The following is a 7,154-nucleotide window of genomic DNA, read 5'->3' as shown; positions in this document are numbered from 1 at the left end:
GGTGCCGAGTGTTGGGGCAAGAGCCCTTTGGTTACTTTGGGGCTTTTCCAAAGTGACCCGCCGTAAGGGCGGAACCCATAGCCGCCGTTACCGCAGAAACGGATATGTACCCCACCCAAAAAACATTACTTATAAGAATAAATCTAACAAACAATAATGAAATTCAAGAATATTAGCTTATGCCCAAATAGCATTATATTTTCAAAACCCATTCCGTTATGTTTGAACTCAACAGCCTACCCCTGACCTCGGATGGTACCCATCGTGATTCGGATTCTGCGCCCATAACCGGCTAACCACCCCGCAGCAGAATCGTTGGAAGGGAGTTCAACGTATGTTGTCGATCCAAACCCCGCACTCGCCCCACACCTAGCCCCAAATCGCCGCAACACCCCCAAAAACGCCGAGCACCGCGCACGACCGCGTGCCTGCCCGACTTCGCGATTTGAACCTGCAGGAATGGATATGAAGCGAGCCCTACAACCCACCGCCGTATTCGCCCTGGCCCTGCTGGCCAACCCAGCACAGGCCCAGGACGACAGCACCCTCTCCACCGTGGTGGTCACCGGCAACCGAGGCGCCGAACAACGCACCGTCACCAGCAGCCCCGTGCCGATCGACGTGGTCAGCGCCAAACAACTACAGAGCACCGGCAAGCCCGGCCTGATGGAAGCCCTCAGCGCCGTGATCCCTTCGCTGACCCTGCCGGAAAAAACCGGTTGGGACGCCAGCGGCATCGCCCGTGCGCCAAACCTGCGCGGCCTGAGTGCCGCCGAAGTGCTGGTGCTGGTTAACGGCAAGCGCCGCCACACCAGCGCCACCCTCAATATCAACGGCATCAACACCGGCGCCGCACCGGCTGACCTGGACCTGATCCCCATCAGCGCCATCGACCACGTGGAAGTGCTGCGCGATGGCGCCGCTGCCCAATACGGTTCCGATGCGATCGCCGGGGTAATCAACGTGATCCTCAAGGCCGACACCAGCGGCACCTCGGTGACCAACGTCGGCCAGGGTTACGATGGCAAGAAGCAGACCGTGCAACAGAGCCTCAACAAGGGCTTCGAAATCGGCAACGGCGGCATCGTGCAACTGGCCCTGGATGCACGCAGTCAGAACGACGACAACAAGGCCAGCGCCAACGGCTACACCTACGAGCAGGCGTATGGCCTGGCGGGCAAGGCGACCTATGGCGGCTACGGCACGCCCAAGACCAACTTGCTTACCCTGGGTTACAACGCCGAATTGCCGATCGATGACAGCCTGAGCCTGTACTCCTTCACCACCTATTCACGGCGCAAGGCCGAGCAGGGGCAGAACTTCCGCCTGCCGACCATCACCAACACCATCACCACCGGGCCCAACGGCTACCCGTCCGGGTACACGCCCACCTGGTACATCGATGAAGACGACTTCCAGGCGGCGTTCGGCGGCAAAGGCACCTTGGGCGAGTGGGCCTGGGACTTGTCCACCACCTACGGGCGCAACGCGGCAGAGCAGGGCACCACTCACAACCAGAACCCGTCGCTGGGCGAGGCCACGCCGAACAGTTTTACTTCCGGCACCTGGATCTCCACCGAGCTGACCACCAACCTGGACTTCAAGCGCGGCTTCGACATCGGTCTGCAAAAGCCCCTCGACCTGTCCTATGGCTTCGAGCATCGACGTGACACCTATGAGGTGCAGGCCGGTGACTATGCGTCCTATGCCAACGGCGGCTACTGCGTGGCGCCGGGCAATTGCGCATCGTCTGGCGCCCAGGTCACCAACGGCATTTCGCCGGATGAAGAAAGCAGCGCCTCGCGCAACAGCCTTGCCAGTTATGTCGACGTGGGCTTCAACCCGCTGCCGGATTGGTACGTCGGCACCGCCTTTCGGTATGAGCACTACAACGAAGGCGTGGGCGCCACCCGCAGCGGCAAGCTGACCACGCGCTACGACTTCACGCCGCAGTTCGCCGTGCGTGCCACGGTGAGCAATGGTTTCCGCGCGCCGTCCCTGGCCAATAGCCTGTTCAGTGCGCGCTCCACCACCTACGGCGTGGTGGACGGGGTGTATCAGTCGATCAACTACGGCGTGTTGCCGGTGGGTTCGGCGGCGGCCAAGGCCCTGGGCGCCCAGGACCTCAAGCCCGAGCGCTCGACCAACTTCAGCCTGGGTTTCACCCTCACGCCCACCGACCGCCTGAACTTCACCGCCGACGCTTATGTGATCAACCTGCGTGACCGCATCACCCTCACGGGCACCTTGCTTGGCCCGGAAGTCACCCAGGTGCTGCAGAACAACGGCATCAACTCCACCTCGGGCGGCCAGTACTTCATCAATGGCGCCGACACCCGCACCAAAGGCCTGGACCTGGTCAGCAACTACAACCAGGACCTCGGCGCGTTCGGCTCGCTGAAGTGGACGGCGGCGTTCAACTGGAACCAGACCAAGATCCTCAATTACAAGGAGTCCACGACGATCCTGGGCACCTCGTATGACCTGATGGACCGTCAGGCCCGCGGCCTGATCACCGACGTGCAACCAAAAACCAAGCTGATCCTGGGGGGCGACTGGAGCATCGACCGCTTTAACCTCAACCTGGCCCTGACCCGTTATGGCGCCTACAAAGAGGTCAACGTCTCGGCCAATCGCGACCTGGACCGGGTCTACAACGCCCGCTGGATCACCGATCTCGACCTTGGCTACAACCTCACCAAAGACCTGAACATCGCCATCGGCGCCAAGAACCTGTTCGACCTGTACCCCAAGAAACAAGGCGTGCCGAGCAGCACCATGCTCGCCAGCTACGGCACCTATTCGCCCTACGGTTTTACCGGTGGGTACTACTACACCCGCTTGACCTATGCCTTCTAAGGCGGAGGAACAAACATGCCCATTGTCGCCAAAACCTATGACCTGATCGAAGACGTGCGTCCGGTTCGCCAGGCGCGTGTCGCCACGCCCATCAAGGCCCTGCAAGTGGTGCCAGCGCGGCACCCGTGGCGCTGGGCGGGGTCGATCTTCGCTGCGCTGGTGCTGCTGGCCATCGTGCATTCCCTGGCCACCAACCCGCGTTGGGAGTGGGGCGTGTTCGGCCAGTGGTTCTTCTCGCCGTCGGTGTTGCGCGGCCTTGGCCAGACCCTGTTGCTGACCCTGCTGAGCACGGTGTTCAGCGTGATCCTCGGCACGGCGTTAGCGCTGGCGCGGTTGTCGGGCTCGCCGCTGCTGGCGGCGCTGGCCTGGGGCTACATCTGGTTCTTCCGCTCGATGCCGGCGTTGCTGGTGCTGATCATCCTCTACAACTTTGCCTACCTGTATGACCACATCGTGCTGGGCGTGCCGTTCACGTCCGTGGTGTTCGCCGAGTGGTCGACGGTGGATGTGCTCAGCCAGTTCACCGTGGCCGTGCTCGGCCTGAGCCTGATGCAGGCGGCCTACGCGGCAGAGATCATCCGTGGCGGCCTGATCGGCGTGGATGCCGGCCAGCATGAAGCGGCGGCGGCCCTCGGTTTACCGGCGTCGCGACGGATCTTCCGGATCATCCTGCCCCAGGCGCTGCGCTCGATTTTGCCGTCGGGTTTCAACGAGATCATCGGTCTGGTCAAGGGCACCTCCATCGTCTACGTGCTGGCCCTGCCGGAGCTGTTCTACACCGTGCAGGTCATCTACAACCGCACCCAGGCGGTGATCCCGCTGCTGATCGTGGCGACGGTGTGGTACCTGATCATCACCACCGTGCTGACCAGCGCCCAGTACTACGTCGAACGCTACTTTGCACGCGGCACGGCACGGGTACTGCCACCGACGCCGTTGCAGCGCATCCGTGGCTGGCTCAAGGAGAAGACCCATGGCTGAAGCACGCGCCGGGCGCATTCAGATCCAGGGCGTGGGCAAGCGCTTTGGCAACCAGCAGGTGTTGCAGGACATCGACCTGACCATCGACCCGGGCAAGGTCACGGTGATTCTCGGGCCGTCGGGCTCGGGCAAGTCCACCTTGCTGCGCACCATCAACCACCTGGAGAAGATCGACAGCGGCCACATCACCATTGACGGTGAATACGTCGGCTACCGCCGCAAGGGTGACCTGCTGTACGAATTGAAAGAACGCGAGATCCTCAAGCGGCGCATCGACGTGGGCTTCGTGTTCCAGAACTTCAACCTGTTCCCGCACCTCACCGCCTGGGAAAACATCGCCGAAGCGCCCCTGGCCCACAAGCGCTGGAGCAAGCCCGAGGCGCGGGCCAGGGCGTCCGAGTTGCTGGCCAAGGTCGGCCTGGCCGACAAGGTAGACGCCTACCCGAGGCAACTTTCCGGTGGTCAGCAACAACGCGTGGCCATCGCACGGGCCCTGGCGCTGGACCCCAAGGTCTTGCTGTTCGATGAACCCACCTCGGCCCTCGACCCGGAATTGGTCGGCGAGGTGCTCGACGTGATCAAGGGCCTGACCCAACTGGGCGTGACCCTGGTGATCGTCACCCACGAAATCGGTTTTGCCCGCGAGGTGGCCGACCACGTGGTGTTCCTCTGCGACGGCCAGTTGATCGAAGAAGGCCCGCCCGAACAGATCTTCCGCCAACCCCGACATCCCCGCACCGTCGCCTTTCTCGGCAAGGTGCTTTAGTTCAAGGAGTGACTGCCCATGTTCATCCATACCGCTCGTGTGGCCTTGCTGGCGCTTGCCGTCAGTGCGGCGCAAACCGCGTTGGCCGTGCAACAGGTCGACCTCAGCCCCGACCGCCCGCGTATCCACGTGCCGCGCAACGAAGCCGCCATCGCGCAGATTCCGCCGGGCTTCAAGTTCGCCCAGCCGGGCAAGTTCACCGTGGCCGTGTCCGGCGTGGCAGGGCCGCCCCTGGCGCTGCTGGCCAATGACGACAAGACCACCATCGGCAGCGAGGCCGACACTGCGCAGCTGGTCGCCGACAGCTTGGGCCTGCAACTCAACGTGGTACAGACCAGCTGGGAAGACTGGCCCCTGGGCGTTAGCTCGGGTAAATACGACGCGGTGATCAGCAACGTCACGGTGACCGAGGCGCGCAAGAAGCGCTTCGACTTCGCCACGTATCGACAGGACGTCCTGGGGTTCTATGTGAAGAGCACCAGCAAGATCAGCGAGATCAAGCAGGCTTCCGACATCGCCGGGCTGAAGATCATCGTCGGCTCTGGCACCAACCAGGAAAAGGTTCTGCTGGCCTGGAACGAAGCCAATGAAAAAGCTGGCATCAAGCCGGCCCTGTTGCAGTACTTCGACGACCAGGCCGCCGCGCAACTGGCGGTGCAGTCCGGGCGCAGCGATGCGCTGTTCGGGCCCAACTCGGTGTACGCCTATTCGGCGGCCATCACCGGAGGCATCAAGCTCGTCGGCACGGTCAACGGTGGCTGGCCGTTGAAAGCCGATATCGCGGTGACCACGCGCAAGGACAACGGCCTGGTCAAGCCGATCCACACGGCCCTGGAAGGCGCGATTGCCGGCGGCCAATACGAGCAGGTGCTGCAACGCTGGGGCCTGGATATCGAGCGCGTCGACACGTCGCTGATCAACCCACCGGGCTTGCCGGATTAAGGAGCATCGAGCATGGGACTGACACGACGTGAAGCGCTGTCGAGTATCGCTGCGGTAGGCGGCGACAAGGCGGTCAAGGATGCATTGGCGGCATTGGGCCTGGGGCCGTCTTCGCACCGCCGTCCGCAGCCGCTGAAACTCAAGGAAGGCCTGGGGCAGGGCACCCGCGTGCTGGTACTGGGCGCCGGGATTGCCGGGCTGGTCACGGCCCTGGAACTCACCCGCGCCGGGTTCGACGTGCAGGTGCTGGAGGCACGTGATCGGGCCGGCGGCCGCACCTGGACAATCCGCCACGGCGACCGCGTGGACTACAAGGACGGTCGCACCCAGACCGCCACTTTCGACCCAGGGCATTACTTCAACGCAGGCCCGGCCAGGATCCCCAGCCAACACCGCACGATTCTCGACTATTGCAGCGAGCTGGGGGTGCCGCTGGAAGTGCTGGTCAACAGCAGCCATGGCGCCCAGGTGCGGCCGGATGTGAGCAAGCCGGCGTTCAGCGTGGGCCAGGCGATCAACGATGCGCGCGGGCACGTGTCTGGCTTGCTGGCCAAGGCGGTGCAGCGTGACGCGCTGGATGATGTGTTGAGTCACGAGGAGCGCACGCGGTTGCTGGCGTTCCTGCAGGTGTATGGCGACCTGTCACAGGAGCTGGCCTTTGAGGGCACGCTGCGCTCTGGGCATTTGGAATCGCCGGCACATCCCGGTGCGCTGCCCGCCAGTCGCCGCCCGTTGGCGCTGGATCAACTGCTGCACCCGGAGTTGTGGGGCGCGTTGCTGCACACCGAGTTCCCGGAATTTTCCGCCACCATGTTCCAACCGGTCGGCGGCATGGACCGCATCACCGATGCGTTCTACCAACGGGTGTGCGACCACGTGCAGCTCGGCGCCCAGGTGCGCCAGATCCGTCAGCGGGACGACGGCGTGGCCGTGACCTATCACGACAAACACAGCGGCCGCGAACAGGTGGTGCGCGCCGATTACCTGATTTCCACCTTGCCGTTGCCCTTGCTGGCCAGGCTCGACACCGACTTCAGCGACCCGATCAAGGCCGCGCTGCTCAGCACCCGCAGCGACCAGGCGACCAAGGTCGCGTGGCAGTCGCCGCGCTTCTGGGAAACCGACTACCGCACCTACGGCGGCCTGTCCTGGATCGAACACCCGGCGCGCCTGTTGTGGTACCCGAGCAACGACCTCAATACCCGCGAAGGTTTGCTGGTGGCCGGTTACGTGACCGGCGAGGGTGCCGATGTGTTTGGCGCGCAGCCGTTCGACACGCAATACGCCACGTCCCAGGAAGCCGTGGAACTGCTGCACCCCGGCTATTCCAAACACCTGCGCAACCCGCTGGCTGTGTCCTGGGAGCAGATCCCCTACAGCGAAGGCCCGTGGCTGCAACGCGAGCACTTCCCGGCCGACGCCAGCGCGCTGCTCGAAGCCGGCCACGGCCGCGTGTACTTCGCCGGTGATGGTTTGGTGCAAAGCGGCGTGGGTATCTGGCAGGAATCGGCGGCCAACTCGGCGCGCCATGTGGTCGGGCAACTGGCCGAACGCGTGACTCAACAACGACAGATCGCGGCCCTTGCCGCCTCCTAAGGAGCTTCAT

5 protein-coding genes are annotated in these 7,154 nt (G+C 63.5%); all 5 read left to right on the top strand.

Annotation, left to right across the window (positions count from 1 at the left end; genetic code table 11):
• The first annotated feature begins 465 nt into the window (after positions 1-465).
• From AC07OV_RS29165 to AC07OV_RS29145, 5 genes are read left to right on the top strand one after another with little or no spacing between them, the layout of a single operon-like run.
• Positions 466-2,859, top strand: coding sequence for a TonB-dependent receptor plug domain-containing protein (locus AC07OV_RS29165; RefSeq protein WP_495093524.1), 2,394 nt, complete (start codon positions 466-468; stop codon positions 2,857-2,859).
• 15 nt (positions 2,860-2,874) lie between these two features.
• A complete protein-coding gene (locus tag AC07OV_RS29160) occupies positions 2,875-3,840 on the top strand; it encodes an amino acid ABC transporter permease (RefSeq protein WP_494996321.1) in 966 nt (321 codons plus the stop codon).
• Entirely contained in the window at positions 3,833-4,606 is a 774-nt protein-coding gene (locus AC07OV_RS29155; RefSeq protein ID WP_495093523.1) for an amino acid ABC transporter ATP-binding protein, read from the top strand. The genes AC07OV_RS29160 and AC07OV_RS29155 overlap by 8 nt, the downstream gene beginning before the upstream one ends.
• A gap of 18 nt (positions 4,607-4,624) precedes the next feature.
• Positions 4,625-5,548 carry an ABC transporter substrate-binding protein gene (locus tag AC07OV_RS29150; RefSeq protein WP_176999119.1) on the top strand — a complete coding sequence of 308 codons (924 nt, stop codon included), beginning with the start codon at positions 4,625-4,627 and terminating at the stop codon, positions 5,546-5,548.
• Between the two features lie 12 nt (positions 5,549-5,560).
• On the top strand, positions 5,561-7,144 hold the full coding sequence (locus AC07OV_RS29145) for a flavin monoamine oxidase family protein (RefSeq protein ID WP_495093522.1): 1,584 nt from the start codon (positions 5,561-5,563) through the stop codon (positions 7,142-7,144).
• Positions 7,145-7,154: the final 10 nt, after the last annotated feature.

The organism is Pseudomonas sp. GW821-FHT09A09, assembly GCF_059418405.1.
Note: the sequence above shows the minus strand (reverse complement) of the source record. Positions and strands in the feature narration are given on the sequence as shown.